The 18,448-nt window shown below is 71.8% G+C and carries 22 protein-coding genes and 1 riboswitch; of the genes, 12 read left to right on the top strand and 10 right to left on the bottom strand.

Features of this window, described 5'->3' with window-relative positions; translation table 11 throughout:
- Positions 1 to 7: 7 nt before the first annotated feature.
- From Actob_RS05550 to Actob_RS05535, 4 genes are read right to left on the bottom strand one after another with little or no spacing between them, the layout of a single operon-like run.
- Positions 8 to 1,216 carry an ABC transporter permease gene (locus tag Actob_RS05550; RefSeq protein WP_284918975.1) on the bottom strand — a complete coding sequence of 403 codons (1,209 nt, stop codon included), beginning with the start codon at positions 1,214 to 1,216 and terminating at the stop codon, positions 8 to 10.
- Entirely contained in the window at positions 1,217 to 1,867 is a 651-nt protein-coding gene (locus Actob_RS05545) for an ABC transporter ATP-binding protein (protein ID WP_284922241.1), read from the bottom strand.
- A 5-nt stretch (positions 1,868 to 1,872) separates the two neighbouring features.
- The gene (locus tag Actob_RS05540; RefSeq protein WP_284918974.1) at positions 1,873 to 2,928 is read right to left on the bottom strand and encodes an efflux RND transporter periplasmic adaptor subunit; all 1,056 of its coding nucleotides are present in this window, start codon (positions 2,926 to 2,928) and stop codon (positions 1,873 to 1,875) included.
- The gene (locus Actob_RS05535) at positions 2,925 to 3,491 is read right to left on the bottom strand and encodes a hypothetical protein (RefSeq protein WP_284918973.1); all 567 of its coding nucleotides are present in this window, start codon (positions 3,489 to 3,491) and stop codon (positions 2,925 to 2,927) included. The genes Actob_RS05540 and Actob_RS05535 overlap by 4 nt, the downstream gene beginning before the upstream one ends.
- 126 nt (positions 3,492 to 3,617) lie before the next feature.
- On the opposite strand from Actob_RS05535, the gene Actob_RS05530 reads away from it, so the two are divergent.
- Together Actob_RS05530 and Actob_RS05525 are read left to right on the top strand one after the other, a co-directional pair.
- On the top strand, positions 3,618 to 4,274 hold the full coding sequence (locus tag Actob_RS05530; protein ID WP_284918972.1) for a response regulator transcription factor: 657 nt from the start codon (positions 3,618 to 3,620) through the stop codon (positions 4,272 to 4,274).
- Positions 4,271 to 5,380, top strand: coding sequence for a sensor histidine kinase (locus Actob_RS05525; RefSeq protein ID WP_284918971.1), 1,110 nt, complete (start codon positions 4,271 to 4,273; stop codon positions 5,378 to 5,380). Before Actob_RS05530 ends, Actob_RS05525 begins: the two co-directional genes overlap by 4 nt.
- On the opposite strand, the gene Actob_RS05520 is transcribed toward Actob_RS05525, so the two are convergent.
- Complete coding sequence (locus tag Actob_RS05520; RefSeq protein WP_284918970.1) at positions 5,352 to 6,209, bottom strand: DMT family transporter; 858 nt, start codon at positions 6,207 to 6,209, stop codon at positions 5,352 to 5,354. The genes Actob_RS05525 and Actob_RS05520 overlap by 29 nt on opposite strands.
- Positions 6,210 to 6,485: 276 nt before the next feature.
- Between Actob_RS05520 and serA the strand changes: the two genes are divergently transcribed.
- Positions 6,486 to 7,769, top strand: a complete 1,284-nt coding sequence (gene serA, locus Actob_RS05515; protein ID WP_456319239.1) for a phosphoglycerate dehydrogenase — start codon at positions 6,486 to 6,488, stop codon at positions 7,767 to 7,769.
- A 22-nt stretch (positions 7,770 to 7,791) separates the two neighbouring features.
- On the opposite strand, the gene Actob_RS05510 is transcribed toward serA, so the two are convergent.
- A complete protein-coding gene (locus Actob_RS05510; RefSeq protein WP_284918969.1) occupies positions 7,792 to 9,102 on the bottom strand; it encodes a hypothetical protein in 1,311 nt (436 codons plus the stop codon).
- Positions 9,103 to 9,204: 102 nt separating this feature from the next.
- Positions 9,205 to 9,864, bottom strand: a complete 660-nt coding sequence (locus Actob_RS05505) for a response regulator (protein ID WP_284918968.1) — start codon at positions 9,862 to 9,864, stop codon at positions 9,205 to 9,207.
- 213 nt (positions 9,865 to 10,077) lie between these two features.
- On the opposite strand from Actob_RS05505, the gene Actob_RS05500 reads away from it, so the two are divergent.
- The 5 genes from Actob_RS05500 to Actob_RS05480 all read left to right on the top strand — a co-directional run bounded on the left by Actob_RS05500 (position 10,078) and on the right by Actob_RS05480 (position 13,934).
- A complete protein-coding gene (locus tag Actob_RS05500; protein WP_284918967.1) occupies positions 10,078 to 10,566 on the top strand; it encodes a hypothetical protein in 489 nt (162 codons plus the stop codon).
- A gap of 77 nt (positions 10,567 to 10,643) precedes the next feature.
- A complete protein-coding gene (locus Actob_RS05495; protein WP_284918966.1) occupies positions 10,644 to 11,243 on the top strand; it encodes a class I SAM-dependent methyltransferase in 600 nt (199 codons plus the stop codon).
- A gap of 182 nt (positions 11,244 to 11,425) precedes the next feature.
- Positions 11,426 to 11,824 carry a MarR family winged helix-turn-helix transcriptional regulator gene (locus tag Actob_RS05490; RefSeq protein ID WP_284918965.1) on the top strand — a complete coding sequence of 133 codons (399 nt, stop codon included), beginning with the start codon at positions 11,426 to 11,428 and terminating at the stop codon, positions 11,822 to 11,824.
- Positions 11,821 to 13,551: an MDR family MFS transporter gene (locus Actob_RS05485; protein WP_284918964.1), complete on the top strand. Its 1,731-nt coding sequence runs from the start codon at positions 11,821 to 11,823 to the stop codon at positions 13,549 to 13,551. Before Actob_RS05490 ends, Actob_RS05485 begins: the two co-directional genes overlap by 4 nt.
- A gap of 68 nt (positions 13,552 to 13,619) precedes the next feature.
- Positions 13,620 to 13,934 (top strand): antibiotic biosynthesis monooxygenase family protein, encoded by a 315-nt coding sequence (locus tag Actob_RS05480; protein ID WP_284918963.1) that lies wholly within the window; start codon positions 13,620 to 13,622, stop codon positions 13,932 to 13,934.
- 86 nt (positions 13,935 to 14,020) lie between these two features.
- Here the strand turns inward: Actob_RS05480 and Actob_RS05475 are convergent, their stop codons facing one another.
- Positions 14,021 to 14,857 (bottom strand): GAF and ANTAR domain-containing protein, encoded by an 837-nt coding sequence (locus Actob_RS05475; RefSeq protein WP_284918962.1) that lies wholly within the window; start codon positions 14,855 to 14,857, stop codon positions 14,021 to 14,023.
- Between the two features lie 375 nt (positions 14,858 to 15,232).
- On the opposite strand from Actob_RS05475, the gene Actob_RS05470 reads away from it, so the two are divergent.
- Positions 15,233 to 15,439 carry a hypothetical protein gene (locus Actob_RS05470; RefSeq protein WP_284918961.1) on the top strand — a complete coding sequence of 69 codons (207 nt, stop codon included), beginning with the start codon at positions 15,233 to 15,235 and terminating at the stop codon, positions 15,437 to 15,439.
- On the opposite strand, the gene Actob_RS05465 is transcribed toward Actob_RS05470, so the two are convergent.
- A complete protein-coding gene (locus Actob_RS05465; protein ID WP_284918960.1) occupies positions 15,436 to 15,957 on the bottom strand; it encodes a DUF1360 domain-containing protein in 522 nt (173 codons plus the stop codon). The genes Actob_RS05470 and Actob_RS05465 overlap by 4 nt on opposite strands.
- A 28-nt stretch (positions 15,958 to 15,985) precedes the next feature.
- Complete coding sequence (locus Actob_RS05460; protein WP_407653566.1) at positions 15,986 to 16,327, bottom strand: DUF6158 family protein; 342 nt, start codon at positions 16,325 to 16,327, stop codon at positions 15,986 to 15,988.
- Between Actob_RS05460 and Actob_RS05455 the strand changes: the two genes are divergently transcribed.
- The 3 genes from Actob_RS05455 to Actob_RS05445 all read left to right on the top strand — a co-directional run bounded on the left by Actob_RS05455 (position 16,326) and on the right by Actob_RS05445 (position 18,414).
- Positions 16,326 to 16,757 carry a hypothetical protein gene (locus Actob_RS05455; protein ID WP_284918958.1) on the top strand — a complete coding sequence of 144 codons (432 nt, stop codon included), beginning with the start codon at positions 16,326 to 16,328 and terminating at the stop codon, positions 16,755 to 16,757. The genes Actob_RS05460 and Actob_RS05455 overlap by 2 nt on opposite strands.
- Before the next feature lie 21 nt (positions 16,758 to 16,778).
- A complete protein-coding gene (locus Actob_RS05450; protein WP_284918957.1) occupies positions 16,779 to 17,102 on the top strand; it encodes a DUF3817 domain-containing protein in 324 nt (107 codons plus the stop codon).
- Positions 17,103 to 17,280: 178 nt separating this feature from the next.
- Positions 17,281 to 17,428: riboswitch (cyclic di-AMP (ydaO/yuaA leader) on the top strand.
- 122 nt (positions 17,429 to 17,550) lie between these two features.
- Positions 17,551 to 18,414, top strand: coding sequence for a C40 family peptidase (locus Actob_RS05445; protein WP_284918956.1), 864 nt, complete (start codon positions 17,551 to 17,553; stop codon positions 18,412 to 18,414).
- Positions 18,415 to 18,448: the final 34 nt, after the last annotated feature.

Here is an 18,448-nt window from a genome sequence, read left to right as displayed (position 1 = left end):
GCGCCGGTCAGGCCGCGGCCAGCGCCTCGGTCGGTGACAGCCGGGCCGCCCGGACGGCCGGGTAGAGACCGGCGATCGCACCGATCACCAGGGTGGCGGCGACCCCGCCGGCGGTGACCCAGAGCGGGACGGCGATCGGCCAGTCCTGGGTGGTGGCGTAGAGCGCGGTCACCGCGATCCCGCCGAGCACCCCGCCGAGCCCGCCGAGCAGCGACAGCAGCAGCGATTCGGCGACGAACTGGATGCGGATCTGCCCGCGGGTGGCGCCCAGCGAGCGGCGCAGCCCGATCTCGGCCCGTCGTTCCAGCACCGAGATGACCATGGTGTTGGCCACCCCGATGCCGCCGACCAGCAACGCGACAGCGCCGAGGCCGAGCAGCAGGGCGTTGAACGTGGTGCCGGCGGCCCGTTTCGGCAGCAGGGCGTCGGACGGGTTGGACACCTGCACCTGGTCCGGGTTCTTCGGGTTGGCGGTCGCCGCGAGCACCGCCCGCACCGCCTCCACCCGGGCCTCCACCGAGCGGGTGTAGACGGTGGTGGCGTGCCCGTCGAAGCTCAGGTACGTCTTCGCCGCGTCCCACCCGATCAGTACCGCGTCGTCCAGTTCCGCGGCGAGCGGCACGCTGTCCAGCACGCCGATCACCCGGTACCAGCGGCCGGCGATGTAGACCGCCGGCACGTCGCCCAGCCGGCGCGCGGCCGCCGACCCGAGCACCACCGCCGGGTACTCGGCGGTGGCCGCGTTGAGCCAGCTGCCCTCGGCCATCCTGCCGCCGACCGTGGTGAGCAGGTCGAGCTGGGCGGCCAGCAGGGCGAGCCCGCCGGTCTCGCCGGACGGGATCCGGTCGGTGCGGTAGATCGCGGTGTCGGTGACCTTGCCGACCGCGGTGGCCGAGGTGACCGGCCCGATCCGTTTGATCATCGAGAGCGCCTCGTCGGGCAGGGTGGCGTCCTCGCCGAACATGGTGTTGCCCGGCGAGACGGTGAGCAGGTTGGTGCCCAGCTGCGCCAGGGCCCGGTCCAGGTTGGCCCGGCTGGAGGCCGAGATGCCGACGACGGCGACCATCGCGGCGATGCCGATCGCGATGCCCAGCGCCGAGAGCACCGCCCGCAGCGGCCGCGAGCGCAGGCCGGCCCCGCCCAGCCGGACCAGGTCACCGGCGCCGAGCCGGGCCGGGCGCGGCGAACGTCGCGGTGACTCCGCCAGGACGGCCATTCAGCTCACCGCCCCGTCGCGCATCGGCACCCGGCGCGGCAGCGAGCCGGCGATCTCCTGATCGTGGGTGATCACCAGGACCGTGGTGCCCGCGACGTTGAGCTCGCGCAGCAGGTCGACAACGCCCGCGCCGGCCACCGAGTCGAGGTTGCCGGTGGGCTCGTCGGCCAGCAGCACCGCCGGGTCGCCCGCCACCGCGCGGGCCACCGCGACGCGCTGCCGCTCCCCTCCGGAGAGCTGATGCGGGCGATGCCCGAGACGATCGCCGAGGCCGACGCGGGTCAAGGCGGCCTCGGCGCGCCGCTCCCGCTCCTTTTTCGGTACGCCGGAGTAGAGCAGCCCGTCGGCGACGTTGGCCACCGCCGTGCGGCCCGGAGCCAGGTGGAACTGCTGGAAGACGAACCCGATGGACAGGGCCCGCAACGCCGACAGCTGCCGGTCGGAGAGTGCCGCCACGTCGTGCCCGTCGATCCGGATGGTGCCGCTGCTCGGCCGGTCCAGGGTGCCGATCATGTGCAGCATGGTGGACTTGCCGGAGCCGGACGGGCCGACGATGGCGATCAGCTCGCCGGCCTCGACGGTGAGGTCGACCGAGCGCAGCGCGGTGACCCCGCCCGGATAGGTCTTGGTGACCCCGCGAAGTTCGATCACCGGGCTCATGCCGGGACACCCACCTTCATGCCCGCGGCCAGGCCGGCGCCGGAGACCTCGACCCGCCCGTCGGCGAACAGGCCGGTCCGGACCGCCACGATCCGGGTGGTGCCGCCGTCGGCGACCTGCAGGCCGTACCCGCCCTCGGCGAGCGCCAGCAGCGCGTTGACCGGCACGGTCAGCACGTCCTTGGCCTGCGAGGCGACGAAGAGCACTGACACCGCGGCCTGGTTCAGCCCGGCCGGCGTCCGGTCGAAGGTGATCGTCACGGTGACCTTGGTGGTGTCCTCCTCGCCGGGGTTCTCCGCCTGTTCGACGGTGGTCTCCACGCCGGTGATCCGGCCCGGGACCTCGGTGCCGTCCGGCAGGGTGACCTCGACCTCGGCACCCTTTCTGGCCAGCCGCTGGTCGGCGACGTCCAGTTCCACGGTGACGACCCGGCCGGTGTCGCTCACCTGCAGCAGCTCACCACCGCGCTGGGCGGCGCCGCCGGGCTCCACGGTGTGCGAGTCGATCCGCAACGCACCGGGCTTGAAGACCACCCGGCCCAGGTCGACGGTGCCGGTCTCGTCCAGGCCGAGGTCGTCCTGCCACTGCTCGACAGCGTCGGCGGTCGCCGAGGTGTACTCGTCGTCGACGGTGAAGCCGCGGTAGCCCAGCGCCCAGAGGTTCTTCTCCAACTGCTTGACGTCGGTGCCCTCGTCACCGGCGGAGAGCGAGCGGTAGGCGGGCATCGCGCCGTACATCAGCAGCACCGGCTGGTTGTCCACCTTGTACAGCGGCTTGCCCCGGCGGACCGTGGCGCCGGCCGCGGGCATCCAGGTGACGGTGCCGTCCTGGCCGGAGGCGAGCGCGGTCGTGTCGCCGTACCCCAAGGTCCCGTCGTGGCTCTCCTTGTCGACGAGCGTCTGCTTCGTCACGTCGGCGGTCGCGGCCGGCGCGCTGCCACCGGCCCGTGCCGGGGTGTCGCCCTCCGGCAGACCACCGACCAGGACGAACGCCGCCACCCCGGCGGCCACCAGCGCGCCGGCCACGGCGGCTGTGGTCCATGTCCGGTTCACGCGTTGCCCCCCGCTCCCGCCTCGTCGTGGTCGGTGTGCTTGTCGCCGGGCCTCGGTCCGTACTGTTCGCACTTCTTCTCGGCGGCCTTGAAGGTGGGCGACTCGGGGTCGATGCCCATCTTGCGGTCGATGCCGATGCCGCCGTCCGGGTTCGGGTCCGGGAAGGTGGGCACCCCGTTCTCCCGCATGCACTTGGACACCTGCCGGAGTTTCGCCATGTCCTCGGCGTTCGGTCGCCCGCTGCCCGCACGCTCCGGTGACCACTGCTTGCAGGCCTGCTGAGCGGCCTCGAAGTCGGCCGGCTTGACGTTCTCCGGCATCTTGAGGGTCTGCCTGCCCTCGACCGGGTCGGGGAACCAGGTCATCCCGTGCTCGCGCATGCACCTCGCGAACTTGACCGGGGCGTCCGGATCGTCGGACGGTGTGGCGGACGCGGTGGGTTCGCCGCCCGGCGCCGCGCTGCGCGCGGTCGCCACGGTGGGGTCACCGCCGCCCGCCTTCCCGCATCCGGCCAGTGCCGCGGCCAGCGTCAGGCCCGTCACCAGGATGGTCGCCTTCCTCATCGTCGTCTCTCCTTCACCGGCGGCCGGGTGGCCACCACGCACCGAAGTAGAGCGACGCGCGGGTTTCCCCGGCGTCACGGAAAACGGTGACGCCGGGGTGACACCGCGCCGGGTCAAGATGGACGCATGCGGATCCTGGTGGTCGAGGACGAACCGCTGCTGGCCGACGCGGTGGCGCAGGGCCTGCGGCACGAGGCGTACGCGGTGGACGTGGTCTACGACGGCGGATCCGCCCTGGAACGGATCGACGTGAACGACTACGACGTGGTGGTGCTGGACCGCGACGTGCCGGTGGTGCACGGCGACAAGGTGTGCCAGGTGCTGGCCGAGCGCAACGCGGACATCCGGGTGCTGATGCTGACCGCGGCGGCCGGCATCGACGACCGGGTCACCGGCCTGTCCCTCGGCGCCGACGACTACCTGCCGAAACCGTTCGCGTTCCGGGAGTTGTCGGCCCGGGTCGCGGCGCTCGGCAGGCGTGCCCGCCCGGCCGCCCCGCCGGTGCTGCGCCGGGCCGGGATCAGCCTCGACCCGTACCGCCGCGAGGTGCACCGGGACGGGCGGTACGTGCCGCTGTCCCGCAAGGAGTTCGCCGTGCTCACCGAGCTGCTGCGGGCCGACGGCACCGCGGTCTCCGCGGAGACCCTGCTGGAGAAGGCGTGGGACGAGAACGCCGACCCGTTCACGCACGCCGTCCGGATGACCATCCTGAAGCTCCGCCGCAAGCTCGGCGACCCACCGGTGGTGCTGACCGAGCCGGGAGTGGGGTACCGGATCCGATGACGCTCACCGTGCGGGCCCGGCTCACCCTGGTCTACGGCGGCCTGTTCGTGCTGGCCGGCCTGGTGCTGCTGGGCGTCACCTACGTACTTGTCGGCCGGGACGCCATGGTGACCGGCGAGCAGCGCGCCCAGACGGTGATCGGCCCGGACGGCCAGACGGCGGCCCTCAACACCATCGTGCGGGACGTCCGGGCGGACGCCCTGCACGCGCTGCTCACCCAGGGCGCGACAGCCCTGGTCGTGGTGAGTGCCGCGACGATCGCGCTGGGCTGGCTGATCGCCGGCCGGATGCTGCAGCCGCTGCACCAGATCACCGCCACCGCCCGGCGGATCGCCGAGTCCCCGGCCGCCGACCGCGGCCTGCACGAGCGGATCGCCCTGACCGGTGCGGAGGACGAGGTGAAACAGCTGGCCGACACGTTCGACGTGATGCTGTCCCGGCTGGACCACTCGTTCGACGGGCAGCGCCGGTTCATCGCCAGCGCCTCCCACGAGCTGCGCACCCCGCTGACTCTGAACCGGACGCTGCTCGAGGTGGCGCTGGAGCCGGAGAACGTGTCACCGGAGGTCCGGCAGCTCGGCACCACCCTGCTGGCGATCAACGACCGGCACAGCCGGCTGATCGACGGGCTGCTGCTGCTGGCCCGCTCGGACCGCGAGGTGACCGAACGCTCGTACGTCGATCTCGCCGACATCGTCGACCACGTGGCCGTCGCGGACACCGTCAAGGTGGTCGCCGAGCCCCGCGAGGCGGCCGTGCTCGGCGACCCGGTCCTGCTGGAACGCCTGGTGCAGAACCTGGTGGAGAACGGCGTACGGCACAACGTGCCGGCGAACGGCTGGGTGCGGGTGTACACGCTGACCCGCCCGGACGGCTGGGTGGAGCTGCGGGTCTGGAACTCCGGCCCGGTCATCCCCCGCTACGAGGTACCCGGCCTGTTCGAGCCGTTCCATCGCTACCGCAGCGAGCGGCTGGTCTCCCCGGGCGCCGGGCTGGGCCTGTCCATCGTCCGGGCGGTCGCCCGGGCGCACGGCGGCGACGTCCGCGCCGACGCCCGCGACGAGGGCGGCCTCGACGTCACTGTGCTGCTGCCGCGGGCGCCGTGAGGCGCGGGTCGTCCGGCGGCGACCCGGCGCTGCGCCGGGCCAGCCCGGTCACGCCCAGTCCCATCACCACCGCGGCGATCGCGGCGGTGACCAGCCCGGCCGTCCCGAACCGCACGCCCTCGCCGAACATCACCACCCCGGCCACCGCGGCCACCAGCGGATTCGCCACACTGACGGTGGCCAGCGGCGCGGCCAGGCCGGCACCCCGGTAGGACAGCTGCCCGAGCAGGTAACCGGTCACCGCCAGCGCCACCAGCATCACACCGGCCACCGTGGACACCCGTCCCGGGCCGCCGTTGGTGAGGGCCGCGAGCACCGCTTTCGACAGCACCGAGGCGATCCCGAACGCCACCCCGGACGCGCCGGCCAGCAGCACCGCGCGGGTCCGCGGCCCGGCCCGCCACGCCCCGAGCGCGCCGAGCAGGACCACCCCGGCGGTGACCGCCGACAGCACCCGCACCGCCGGCTCGGTGAGCAGCGCCGGCCCGGCCGGCTGCACCGACAGGGACAGGATCAGGGCCAGCCCGGCCACCGTGAGCGCGGCGTCGCGCCAGGCCGCCGGGCTGACCCGGCGGTGATAGCGCACCACCTGGATGGGCAGCGCGAACAGCAGGGTCAGCGTGCCCAGCGCCTGCACCACGGCGACCGTCCCGAAGTTGAGCGCCAGCACGTGCAGGACCACGCCGGTCCCGGTGAGCAGCAGCGCCGCCGCCCAGCGCGACCGGCCGCGGTGCCGGTGCTCGGCGAGCCGTTCCTGGGCCACGGCGGCGGCCGCGTAGGCGGCCGCGGACAGCACGGAGAGTCCGGCGGCCCACCCCAGTCCTCCCACCCCTCGAAAATACCGCCCGGACCGCATGGCACCCCCCAAAGTGGCACGAACCGGCGTTACCCACCGGGCGGGAAAATCTGTTTTCCGCCGGCGACAGCGCTGCCACGATCCGGATCGCGCGTTGCACAACGGCGAGGAGGCACTGAACCGCCCCGGCCACACCGGCCGGGACGCACCGCGACGACACACCGGAGAACAGCAGGAGGCACCGGCAACCGACCGGTTGTTGGGACCTCACCCACACCGCACCGGCCCCCGCCGGCGAGGGGACTAGGCTTGACGCCCTGTGAACTGGGCTTCGGCGTGGCGGCCCGGGCGGTCTACCGAGACATGGAACGGAAGATGATGATCGACCAGGCCAAGGTGCGAGTCCTGCTTTTGGAGAGCATCCATCCCGATGCGGTGTCCCGGCTCGAGGAGGACGGCTTCGCTGTCGAGTCCGTGTCGAGCGCGCTGGACGAGGCCGAGCTGATCGAGCGCATCTCCGGCGTGCACCTGCTCGGCATCCGCTCGAAGACCAAGGTCACCGCGAAGGTGCTGGCGGCCGCCGACAGCCTGGTGGCGATCGGCGCGTTCTGCATCGGCACCGACCAGATCGATCTGGCCACCGCCTCGACGTCCGGCATCGCGGTCTTCAACGCCCCGTTCTCCAACACCCGCTCGGTGGTCGAGCTGGCGATCGCCGAGATCATCGCGATGACCCGCCGGCTCACCGAGAAGAACTCGCTGATGCACCGCGGCGTGTGGGACAAGTCGGCGGACGGCGCGCACGAGATCCGCGGCCGCCGCCTCGGCATCATCGGGTACGGCAACATCGGCACCCAGCTCTCGGTCCTCGCGGAGAACCTCGGCATGTCGGTCTCGTTCTACGACACCGCCGACAAGCTGGCGCTGAGCAACGCGCACCGCTGTGCCAGCCTGGACGAGCTGCTGGAGACGAGCGACATCGTCACCCTGCACGTCGATGGCCGCCCGGGCAACGCCGGCTTCTTCGGCGCCGAGCAGTTCGCCAGGATGCGCCCCGGCAGCCTGTTCCTCAACCTTTCCCGCGGCATCGTCGTCGACCACCTGGCGCTGCGTGACGCGCTGAAGAGCGGTCACCTGGCGGGCGCCGCCGTCGACGTGTTCCCGCAGGAGCCGAAAGGCCGGGGCGACGAGTTCCTCTCCGAGCTGCGCGGCCTGCCGAACGTGATTCTCACCCCGCACATCGGCGGTTCGACCGAGGAGGCGCAGTCCGACATCGGCGGCTTCGTGGCGAACAAGCTGGCCAAGTTCCTGCGCGAGGGCAACACCACGCTGAGTGTGAACCTGCCCGGCGTGGTCCTGCCCGAGCAGCCCGGCCTGCACCGGATCGTGCACGTGCACGTCAACACCCCGGGCGTGCTGGCCCAGGTCAACCGGATCCTGGCCGAGCACAACGTGAACGTCGAGGGTCAGCTGCTGAGCACCCGCGGTGAGTACGGCTACCTGATCACCGACATCGGCAAGGGCTACAGCGACGAGGTGCTGGAGCAGCTGCGCGCGATGGAGCAGACGGTCCGCCTCCGCGTGCTGTCCTGATCCGGCGCGCCGGCCTCGGAGATCACCCCGCCTCCACGTTCAGCAGGGTGATCTTCGAGGCGGCGTCGACGTCGTACCGGCCGGCGGCGTCCCAGTTCCTCGGCGTCAGCGTCGATCCCGGCGCGACGTCCCGCAGGGTGCGGGTGCCGGCGGTGACAGTGCCCGCCCCGCCGCCGACCTTGACCCGGATCGGGCTGCCGGCCGGCGCCTTCAGGGTCAGCTCCTCCAGCCCACCGGTGATCTTCACGGGCACCGTGCCGGCCGGCGCGGACAGCGCCATCACCGCCCGGCGCGTCCCGCCGACCAGCTCGATCCTGGTCACCTGTCCCTTGCCGAGGTCCACGTCGCGTTCCGCGGCGTACCCGGAGAACCGCAGCGTCCAGCGCACCGCCTGGGCGAGCACCACGTCCACCTCGCCGTCCGCGCCGTCACCCTGCCGGGTGACCTGCAGGCGTACGCCGGCCTCGCTGAGCTGTGGGCTGGGCCGCAGCGGCGAGTCGTCCGGCGTGCTGATCCGGAACAGGTCGTCGCCGATGTCGGCGACGGTCACCCGTACCCGGTCGCTGGCGGCCAGCATCTCGAAGGAAGCCGTGGTCCGGCCGTTGAGCGGCGCGGTCACCAGCCGGGACCCGCCGGTGCCGGTGTCCCGGCCGAGATTCAGCATCTGGGTGACCTTGGAGTCCGGGCCGGAGTAGAAGACCACCCCGGTCAGCGCGATCACCAGCAGGGCGACCACCCCGAGCACCGTCATCCCCGCGGTGACCAGCCGCGATCCGCGCCGGCGCGGCGGGCCGGCCACCGGCGCGGCGGGTGCGGACGGCCGCGCCGGCGTCTGGTTCAGCGTGCTGGCCCAGTGCGGTTCCTCCCAGGACGGCAGGGCGGTGGCCGGCGCGGCGGACGCGGCGGACGCGGCCTCGTCGGGCGTGCGCCGCACCACCGGCAGGGCACCGGGTTCCGGCTCGGGCGCGGCGACCGGCCAGTCCGCCGGTCGGTTGCCACTGATCGGCCCGGCGGTGAAGCCGAACGACGCCCGGCCCGGCCCGGCCGGCGAGGCGGGCCCGTAGTCGGGCGCCGGCGGCGGGGTGGCCGGCGCGGGAGACGGGGTGGCGGAACCCGGCGACGCGGGCGAGCCCGGCGACGCGGGCGACGCGGACGCGCCCGGGGTGGCCGGCGTGCTCGCCGCGTCCCCGAACCAACTGGTGGATTCCGCCGGACCCGGCTCCTGGCCGGCCGGATGACGGTAGAGCCGCTCTCCGCGCCGCCGCTGCGGCAGCTCTCCCGACGGCTGACCCGCCGACTCCGGCGTTGCCCCGTCGGCGACGGTACGGTCCACGGCCGATGTCCTCTCCCCTGCGACGTCGTCACTCGACGCCCGCAAGGCAATACGGATCGCAGCCCTCCGCAGATGAACCGAATCGGCGAGTGATCGGCGAATTTACCGGTGGTCGGGCCGGACCAGCCCGCGGCGAGTGGCGATCGCCACCGCCTCGAGCTGACTGTGCGCGCCCAGCTTGGCGAGTACCGCCTTCTGGTACCCCCGGCAGGTGTGCACGCTGATGCCCAGCCGGCGGGCCACCGCGCGGGCGTCCAGACCGGCTGCCATCAGTTGCAGCACCTCGTCCTCACGCGCCGTGAGGCCGCTGCTCGCCCGGGTGACGGTGGCCGGGCCGGTGCTGCGCAGCAGCCGGGCCATGATGTCGGTGGAGACGGTCATCCCGCCGCCGTGCGCGGTCCGCAGCGCGTTCAGCACGTCGGCCAGCGCACCGTTCTTGGAGATGAAGCCGGCCGCGCCGAACGCGGTGGACCGGCTGATCAGACCCGGGTCCTCGCGGGCAGTGAGGATCACCACACGCACGTCCGGCTGGCGCACCCGGATCAGCTGGGCGATCGCGATACCGTCCGCATCGGACAGCTCCGGATCGAGCAGGATGACGTCGGGTGACAGCTCGGACGCGAGGTGCAACGCCTCCGCGCCGGTCCGGGCATGCCCCACCCAGAGCAGGTCGGGCTGCCCTGCCAGGGCATGTCCGAGCAGCTCAGCAAAGGTCTGGTGACCGTCGACGACGAGCACTCGGATCGCCTCGCCGTTTCCCATGCGTACACCATCCTCTGTCAGCGGTTCGGCCCGATGAGCCCCGCGCAGTCTAAGGACTACCCACCACCCTGCCCGCCCTACCAACAGGCGGCCGTTGCGCCACGAGGACGCCAGGTTGCCAGCCGAGCGGCCGCGGTAACCAGTCTTTCGGCCGAGGGCACCCCCCGCATTGGGGCTTGCCGCTGCCTGCCGTCGCCGACACGATTTTGCATCATGTTCGACATCCAGCTCTTCGGCAGCATCGAAGTCCGCACCCGTGGCATCCGCCTCGCGGGCGACGACTTCGGCGGTGACCGCCCGCGCCGGCTGCTCGCCCTCCTGGCGCTGCACGGCGAGCAGTCGCTTGTGGAGCTGTCCGACCTGGTGGACGTCCCCCCGGCGGTGGTCCGGGCGGACCTCAAGGTGCTGCGCGAGGCGCTGGAGCCGGGCGTGCGCGGCCGTGACTCGGTGGTGGTCGGCCGGTTCGGGCGTTACCACCTGGACGCCGAGCGTGTCCGGGTCGACGTGCACACCTTCGATGAGCTGATCATGGCGGCCGAGGGCCGCTCGCCGGAGCGCGCCGCCCGTCCGCTGACCGCGGCCGCCTTCCTGGCCGCCCGCCCGCTGCTGGCGGATGAGGACACCCCGTGGGCCGCCGAGCTGCGCGCCGAGTACCGCGCCCGGCTGCTGATGGCGAACCCGCCGGTCACCGCCCTGGTCTGAGGGAACAGGACACGGCCCGGCCGGACAAGGCCGGAAAACCCCGCGCGGCGCACCGCCGGCAGGCGGACAATCGCCGGGTGCTCGACGCGCCGACAGCCCTGCTCCCGGTCCCGCTGGCCCCGGAGATCTCCCTGCACCTGGTCAACGCCCCGGTCGGTCTCTTCGACCTGACCGGCGGCGAGTTCCGCAGCGACGTCCCGCCGCCGTTCTGGGCGTTCGTCTGGGCCGGTGGCCAGGCCCTGGCCCGGTACCTGCTGGATCATCCGGCGGAGGCGGCCGGCCGCCGGGTGCTGGACGTGGCCACCGGTTCCGGGGTGGCCGCGATCGCCGCCGCCCGCTGCGGCGCCGCCTTGGTGGCCGCCACCGACATCGATCCGGACGCGGTCGCCGCCGCGCACCGCAACGCGGCCGCCAACGGGGTCACCCTGGCCGAACCGCCGGACCAGCCGGAGCTGGTCCTGGCCGGCGACGTCTTCTACAGCCCCACCGTCGCCCCGTTGATGGCCGGGCAATTGCGCGACTTCCGGCGAAACGGTGCGTCGGTGCTGGTTGGCGACCCCGGGCGTGGGTATTTCCCGGAACGGCTCTTCGAGCTGATCACCGAGTACGTGGTGCCGGTCCCGGAGAGCCTGGAGGAGACCGGCGAACTGCGAACCGGGGTCTGGCGCATGCGCTGACCCCGGCCGAGCCGGCCCACCCCCATGTGTTCATCACGCAACAACTTGTACGCTACACGTATTGTCCCCACACTCCTGAGGACGGCAATCACGTGCACGACGAGCAGACCGCCACGGCCGGCGCATCGCGGTTGTCCGAGGAAATCATCCGGTTGATCCGGATGGGGCCGCGGTTCAGAGGCATGCTCAAGACCGGAGACCTCGGTGCCGAGTTCTCCGCGCTGATGCTGCTGCTGCCACTGGGCGCGATGGGCCCGATGCGGGTGACCGACCTCGCCGACCTGAAACAGGCCGACCCGTCGACGGTCAGCCGGCAGGTCGCCCAGCTGGTCAAGGCCGGTCTGGCCCGTCGCGAGGCCGACCCGGCGGACGGCCGGGCCTCCCGGCTGGCGGTCACCGAGGCCGGCCTGTCGGCCTGTGAACGACTGCGCACCGCCCGGACCGCCCTGCTGGAACGGGCGCTGAGCGACTGGCCGGCCGAGCGGGTCGACACGTTCGCCCAGCTCTTCGAAGAATTCAACAGCTCCGTCGAGGCGCTGCTGCGCACCGACCTCGGCGCACCACCACGGGAGACCGCGTGAGCCACCCCAGCCCTCCGGCCGAGAAATCGACCGGGGAATTCACCCACCGACAGATCCTCACGATCCTCGTCGGCCTGATGATGGGCATGTTCCTCGCCGCCCTCGATCAGACGATCATGGCCACGGCGACCCGGACCATCGCCGACGACCTGAAGGGCTTCGACCTCCAGGCCTGGGCCACCACGGCGTTCCTCATCACCTCGACGATCTCCACGCCGCTGTACGGCAAGCTGTCCGACATCTACGGCCGGCGCCCGTTCTTCCTGTTCGCCATCGGCATCTTCATCGTCGGCTCGTTCCTCTGCGGTCTCTCCACCGACATGTACCAGCTCGCCGCGTTCCGGGCGATCCAGGGCATCGGCGCCGGCGGGCTGATGTCGTTGGCCCTGGCGATCATCGGGGACATCGTGCCGCCCCGCGAGCGCGCCAAGTACCAGGGCTTCTTCCTGGCCGTCTTCGGCACCGCGAGCGTGCTCGGCCCGATCCTGGGTGGCTTCTTCGCCGGCGCCGACAAGATCCTCTGGGTGGACGGCTGGCGCTGGGTCTTCTACCTGAACGTGCCGATCGGCGTCGCCGCGATGGCGGTGGTGGCCAAGGTGCTGCACCTGCCGCACACCCGGGTCAACCACCGGATCGACTGGCCCGGCGCGGTCGCCCTGATCATCGGCCTGGTGCCGCTGCTGACCGTCGCCGAGCAGGGCCGCGCCTGGGGCTGGGACTCCGGTCGCTCGATCGCCTGCTACGTGCTCGGCGCGCTCGGCCTGATCGGTTTCCTGCTGGCCGAGCGGGCCTACAAGGATGAGGCCCTGCTGCCCCTGCGACTGTTCCGCAACCGGACGATCGCCGTCGGCACCGGCGCCAGCACGATCCTCGGCATCGCGATGTTCGGCGGCCTGATGACCGTGCCGCTGTACCTGCAGATCGTCAAGGGCTCCTCGGCCACCATGGCCGGTCTGCAGATGATCCCGTTCGTGTTCGGCATCATGTCCGGCTCGATCATCTCCGGTCAGCTGATCGCCCGCACCGGCCGCTACCGGATCTTCCCGATCGTCGGCAGCATCTTCATGGTGCTCGCGCTCTTCCTGTTCTCGCTGGTCGGCGCGGACACCCCGCTCTGGCGGACCATGCTGGTCATGGTGCTGATGGGCCTCGGCCTGGGCGGCAACATGCAGCCGATGATCACCGCGGTGCAGAACGCGGTCTCCCCCCGGGAGATCGGCGTCGCCACCGGCGCTGTCACCTTCTTCCGCTCGATGGGCGGCACGCTGGGCACCGCGGTCTTCCTGTCGGTGCTGTTCAACGTCCTGCCCGGCAACATCAACGACGCGTACACCGACGCCGGCAAGAGCGACGCGGCGTTCCAGGCCGCGGCCCAGGCCCACCCGGACCAGGTGCAGCAGCTCCAGGTCGCCATGAAGTCGGCGCTCAGCGACACCTCGGTGATCAACAAGTTCGTCGACGGGCTCACCCACCCGTTCAAGGTCGGCTTCTCCGACAGCGTGCACGTCGTCTACCTGATGGCCTTCTTCATCATGCTGGTCGGCCTGGTGGTGGTGCTCTTCCTGCCGGAGATCCCGCTCTCCATGCGCTCGGCCCAGCAGCAGCGCGCCGACGACGCGGCGCAGGCGGGGCAGAGCGCCGGCGTTCCCGGTCCGGGCTCCGGCCCGGTCGCCGACGACGACAACCAGGCGGGGGTCAAGGCGGGCAGCGAGGGTTCCACTCACTGACAACCGCTTACGGTACGGACGGCAGCGCGCCGCCGTCCGTACCGGTGAGCACGCGTTAGCGTGACCGCATGGCTGTAGTAAAGATCAACGCGATTGAGGTCCCCGAGGGCGCCGGCCCCGAACTGGAGAAGCGCTTCGCCGCCCGGCACGGCGCTGTGGAGAACGAGCCCGGCTTCCTCGCCTTCGAGCTGCTGCGCCCGGTCGCCGGCGACAACCGCTACTTCGTGTACACGAAGTGGGAGTCGGAGGAGGCGTTCCAGAACTGGTCGCAGGGCGGCGCCCGGGCCGCCCACTCCGGCGAGCGGGCCAAGCCGGTGGCCACCGGCGCCAGCCTGCTGGAGTTCGAGGTGATCCAGCAGGTCCACAAGGAGACCGGGGCCTGACGAGCACACCGACCGGCCGGGCGTGACGCGCCCGGCCGCCGTCCGCCGACCACGCCGGGGCCACGGCGTGGTCGGCGGCGCCGGCCCTAAGCGCCCGCCCGGTTCCGGGCCGCCGCCGAGACCAGGCGCTCGGCGACCACCATCTGGTCCAGGCCGAGCCGCTGGGCGCTGTCCCGCAGGATCCGGTGGGCCTCCTGCACCCCGCACCCGCGCTGCGCGATGATCACCCCGACCGCCCGGTCCACCGCGGCCCCCTCGGTCCGGGTCTCCCGCCGATGCAGCTCACCGAGCAGCAACTCGGCCTGCCCGGCCACCGCCATCGCGGTGAGCAGCAGATCCGGCTCGATCTCGCCGGGCCGGCCCAGGCAGACGCTGAGCGCGCCGACCGCCGTGCGCCGGACGTCCAGCGGGATCGCCGCGACCGCGCCGATCCCGTCCGCCCGGGCCGCCGCGGCTAGCTCCGGCCACCGCTCGTCGGCACCCAGGTCGTGCGTGGTGACGAGGCTGCGGGTCCGGGCGGCCTCCAGCCCGGGGCCGCTGCCGTCGCCGTACTGAAGCCGATCTGACGTCTCACCGGCGGACCCGGCGGCCGCGACGGTGACCGGGCCGCCCTCACTGATCAGCGCGACCGCGCAGCGGGTCGTGCCGGGCAGCGCGCCGGCGATCAGCGCGGCCAGCCGGTCGAGCGCCTGCTGGAGCGTGTCGGCGCTCAACAACCGCACGGTGACCTCGTGCAACAGGCCGGCCAGTTCGACCGGGTGCGGGGCACCGGGACCGAGCAGATCGGCGGCGCCGTGCCGGGGCCGGCCACCGGCGACGAGACGGCGGGGCCGGCCGGGCGCGGTCACCCCACCGGGGGTGGCGCGTCGGTGGGACCGGGTGCCGCGCTGCGCGGCCGGTACGCGACGTTGCGGTACAGACACTCGACGGATACTGCCATGTCGATTCCGGGAAGGCGCGGTTCGGTGCCCCGATCGGGGGGTGTTGTCCGTTTAAACCCTCTGCGCCGGGAACGCTCAAAAACGCCTGAGCCGGCGAAACGGTACGGCCCCCGGCGAACCGGGGGCCGAACGAAGTAGATGCCGGTGTGCAGGTCGCCTCGCGGCGAGTGGCTCAACACGGCTCCAGCCGAACGGTATTCCGTGCAGGCGATGGGTGAGGCCCGGGGACACTGGGCACACCGGCATCCGTTCACAACCTTCGGCATCCGCCCACGATTCCGGTAGCTATTGTGACCTGGCTTACAGTCGCCGAGCGTCCCGCGTTTGCCCGGCCGGGCCCCGGGTACCCCACCCGCCGTGACCGACGAAACCACCGGGGACGACGCCCGCCTGACCACCTTCCTCGACGACGCGTACCGCGCCGAGGAACGGATGAGCAGCGGTGACCTGCAGCGCCGGGCGATCGCCGAGGACCTGCCGGCCACCCTGCTGACCCGGATCGACGCCCTACCCGAGGGCGAGTATCTGCAGGACGAGGCCGAAGAGGCGCTGCGTACCCTTTAGCTGCCCTCCGCCTTCTCCTTGGCCATCGAGTAAGCCATCTGCAGGAAGTCCGAGGCGGCGGTCGCGGTCAGCGCGGTCGCCACCAGCCGGGTCAGCCGGGGCGCCAGCACCAGCCCGCCGGTCATCCCGGTGGCCACCCACGCGGCCAGGCAGAACGGGCAGGTGAGCAGCTCACCGATGCCGTGCTTGACACTGCTGCCGGAGTCCCGGACCTCCTCGTTGAGCTCGGCGGCTCCGGCCGGTTCGGTGTATCGGGTGAACGGCGCCCGCAGCGGGCTCGTCACCGCGTCCTTGGCGACCAGCCGGCTCAGCTTGTGGGTGGCGATCGAGATCAGCACCACGTCGGCCAGAGCCGGGCGTTCCGGCGGTGTCCGGCCGGTCATCTTGGCGGCCACCGCCAGGCCGGCCGCGAGCGCGCCGTAGGCGCCCATCGCGACCAGATAGCCGGCCATCGGCCGGTGCTCGTGCGGCGCGTACGCCCGGGCCGTCTCGGCGACCCGGGCCTGCAGGCTGGTCATCTAGGGGGTCCTTTCCACACCGGGCGGGTCAGAAGTCCTGGGTGAGCCGGGCGGGGTCGATCTCACGTCCCGGATATCGCGCCATGTACTCGGTCTCCAGCTCGGCGGTGCGCCGGAAGTGGTTCTCCAGCGCCGCGTCCGGACCGTGCCGCAGGGTCTGCAGCCGGGTCCGGTACAGGCTGGCGAGTTCGCGGAACAGGGCGTCGTCGGGCAGACCCACCGGGTCGACCCCGATCTCGAAGTCCACCGGCTCGCCGCCGGAGGATCCCGGATCCGTCATCGTGTACCTCCGCTGTCTCATGAGCCGCTGTTCGTCCAGGGGCTTGCCCGTGCGGGCGACCGCCAAACCCGCCGGTAGGCTCGGGTGCATGAAAGGGCTGTGGACCCCGGCATGGATCGCCCGGCACCTCCTGGCGCTGGTGCTGACCGCGGGTTGTCTCGGTCTCGGCTGGTGGCAGTTCAGCCGGGCGACCGGAGGTAACTCGCTCAGCTGGGGCTACATGTTCGAGTGGCCGGTCTTCGCCGGCTTCGTGGTGTTCATCTGGATCCGCGAGATCCAGCTGCACCGCCGCAAGCTCGGGTCCGCCGGCGAGCCGGCCGACGAGTCCGCGGCGGCGCCCGCCCCGGAGCGCGATCCGGACGCCCCGGTCGCCCTGGGCCGCCCGGTCCGGGTCGCCGTGCGGGCGGCCGAGCCCGGTGCGGCCGACCCGGAGCTCGACGCGTACAACGACTACCTGGCCTGGCTGGCCGAGCACCCCGGCGCCCGGCCGGCCGACTACCCCGGCCGCATCGTCAAGTAGTAGAAGCAGAAGGAGACCCCCGTGCAGGGCGCCCTCACCCGTTACCGGACCATCGCCTGGATCGTCGGCGTGCTCCTCGTCGTGCTCGTGCTGGTCGGCATGCCGCTGAAGTACCTGGGCGACAACGCCACGCTGGTGGCCCTGATCGGCCCGCTGCACGGCTTCCTGTACATGGTCTACCTGCTTCTCACCTTCGACCTGTCCCGGCGGGTCCGCTGGCCGTTCGGCCGGATGGTCGTCGTGATGCTGGCCGGCACCATCCCGTTCTTCTCGTTCTGGGCCGAGCGCCAGGTCACCCGGCACTGGATGCCGAATGCCGCACTCGAGCCCGCGCTGAAGGATTAGTAGGATCGTCAGCGTCGAAATAACGCTCAGCGCGGATCGAATAACAGCCGGTTATCGGGATTTACTTCGCAAGACCGACGATTGGAAGAAATCACTCGGCGAGGTCTTGATTTTGTTTTCTTCCCCGATAAGTTGATGCGGTTGGTCCGGTCCGCAGCCACAAACCCTCCGATGGCGCCGGCCAACGCCGCCGAATCCTGAACGACACCCCCGTCGTTCGTGAACCGGGGAACCATCTCCCGGGGGTGAATCCGCGCCGCGCGCGGTAGGGCCTTCTTCCGAGCCCGAACCCGTCAGCTAACCCGGTAGGCGGCCAAAGCGGAAGAAAGGCCCCTGACCAGTGCCACACCCCCGTACCAGGCTCCGGGCGCTGGTGGTCGCGCTGACCGCACTTGCGATCACCACGTCGGGAGCTGTGGCCGCCCACGCGGCTCCGTCCGAGAGCGATTTGAAGAAGCAGATCGACAAGGCTTCGGAGAAGCTCGAGGACGTCACCGAGACGTACAACAAGACGCGTCTCGACCTGAAGAAGACCAAGGCGGACGCGGTGAAGCTGTCCGCCTCGCTGAAGCCGGCCCAGGCGGCGCTCGCCCAGGCCAGCGCCAAGATGTCGACGATCGCCACGTCGCAGTACATCACCGGCCGGGTCGGCCCGATGACGGTGCTGCTCAGCGGCAAGCAGGGCGAGCTGCTCGACCGGATGGGCTACCTGGAGCAGATCACGCTGTCCAACCAGGCGGACATCGACACGTACACCGAGACCACGCAGACCTTCGCGCAGAAGCAGGCGGCCCTCAAGACCACCGAGCAGAAGCAGAACCTGCAGATCCAGGAACTGGACGCGCAGAAGAAGAAGATCAAGAAGGACCTGCAGAAGCTGTATGACATGCGCGAGGACCTCTACGGCAGCGCCACCGAGGACACCGGCTCCTACACCGGCTCGATCCCGAACATCGCGGGCTCGGCCGGCAAGGCGGTCGCCTTCGCGTTCAAGCAGGTCGGCAAGCCGTACGGATTCGGCGACGCCGGTCCTGACTCGTACGACTGCTCGGGCCTGACCATGGCGGCCTGGGCGGCGGCGGGCAAGTCGCTGCCGCACAACGCGGCCGCCCAGAAGGGCGCCGTGCGGATGTTCAGCGACAAGAGCCAGCTCAAGCCGGGCGACCTGGTGTTCTACCGGGGCGGCGGGCACGTCGCGCTCTACGTCGGCGACGGCAAGATCATTGACGCGCCGTCGGCCGGCCGGGACGTGCTGTACCGAACGATCAACATCATGACCCCGGACAGTCCCGGGTACGGCCGCGTGTCGTAAGGCACCCGGACGTGAAGGAGGCCGGCACCCCGCG

The organism is Actinoplanes oblitus (assembly GCF_030252345.1).
GTDB lineage: Bacteria > Actinomycetota > Actinomycetes > Mycobacteriales > Micromonosporaceae > Actinoplanes > Actinoplanes oblitus.
This window is presented reverse-complemented; position numbering and strand designations above follow the sequence as displayed.

Coding starts and splice junctions, on each gene's coding strand:
- Actob_RS05525 (WP_284918971.1), top strand. CDS start 4,271: ATGACGCTCACCGTGCGGGCCCGGCTCACCCTGGTCTACGGCGGCCTG.
- Actob_RS05460 (WP_407653566.1), bottom strand. CDS start 16,327: ATGCACCCGAGCCTACCGGCGGGTTTGGCGGTCGCCCGCACGGGCAAG.
- Actob_RS05535 (WP_284918973.1), bottom strand. CDS start 3,491: ATGAGGAAGGCGACCATCCTGGTGACGGGCCTGACGCTGGCCGCGGCA.
- Actob_RS05490 (WP_284918965.1), top strand. CDS start 11,426: ATGCTCAAGACCGGAGACCTCGGTGCCGAGTTCTCCGCGCTGATGCTG.
- Actob_RS05530 (WP_284918972.1), top strand. CDS start 3,618: ATGCGGATCCTGGTGGTCGAGGACGAACCGCTGCTGGCCGACGCGGTG.
- Actob_RS05550 (WP_284918975.1), bottom strand. CDS start 1,216: ATGGCCGTCCTGGCGGAGTCACCGCGACGTTCGCCGCGCCCGGCCCGG.
- Actob_RS05505 (WP_284918968.1), bottom strand. CDS start 9,864: ATGGGAAACGGCGAGGCGATCCGAGTGCTCGTCGTCGACGGTCACCAG.
- Actob_RS05480 (WP_284918963.1), top strand. CDS start 13,620: ATGGCTGTAGTAAAGATCAACGCGATTGAGGTCCCCGAGGGCGCCGGC.
- Actob_RS05465 (WP_284918960.1), bottom strand. CDS start 15,957: ATGACCAGCCTGCAGGCCCGGGTCGCCGAGACGGCCCGGGCGTACGCG.
- Actob_RS05455 (WP_284918958.1), top strand. CDS start 16,326: ATGAAAGGGCTGTGGACCCCGGCATGGATCGCCCGGCACCTCCTGGCG.
- Actob_RS05500 (WP_284918967.1), top strand. CDS start 10,078: ATGTTCGACATCCAGCTCTTCGGCAGCATCGAAGTCCGCACCCGTGGC.